1 protein-coding gene and 1 pseudogene are annotated in these 542 nt (G+C 45.0%); both read left to right on the top strand.

From position 1 onward, the window contains the following. Positions 1-133, top strand: a 133-nt coding sequence (locus tag R7Q09_RS27820) for a winged helix-turn-helix domain-containing protein (protein ID WP_029858467.1), incomplete at its 5' end; no start/stop codon positions are given. Further along, positions 123-542: pseudogene (locus tag R7Q09_RS27815) on the top strand (two-component sensor histidine kinase); the annotation flags it as partial. The gene R7Q09_RS27820 and the pseudogene R7Q09_RS27815, both read left to right, overlap by 11 nt.

The raw sequence follows: 542 nt of genomic DNA, 5'->3' as shown, positions 1-542 counted from the left end.
ACAATCACTACATGGCTGGGATGAAGGTTCAAGCGACAACGCGATAGAAGTTCACATTCATAACCTACGTAAAAAAGCCCCCAACGTCGCCATCAAAAACATTCGTGGTGTGGGGTACATTCTTGAAAAATAAAAAACCTTACTCCATTAAACGCCAACTGACGCTCTCGGTTGGCTTGTTAGTCAGCGCGCTTTTGCTTATTTCTTTGTACTTCAGCTTTCAATCAGCCAAACACGAAGTCGAAGAAGTTTATGACGCTAGGCTTGGGCAATCCGCTAAGCTGATGCTGCTGACGCTGTCCATTTCAACCGAAACGGACACTCTCGCCAACCACAGAGAGCTATTCGACCAGTGGATGAAGAACATCGATTCTTTGGCAAAGAGCGACGAAGACAAAGCCACCAAATTTGGTCACCCCTACGAACAGAATCTCGTTTTTCAATTCTACCGTGAAAACAAGTTAATCTGGAGTTCCACTCCAGATCTGCGTTCTCTTTCTTCTTCTTTTGATAACAACGGCTACGCCGACATTACCAAAGAC

It is taken from the genome of Vibrio sp. 2130-1 (assembly GCF_033339515.1).
Note: the sequence above shows the minus strand (reverse complement) of the source record. Positions and strands in the feature narration are given on the sequence as shown.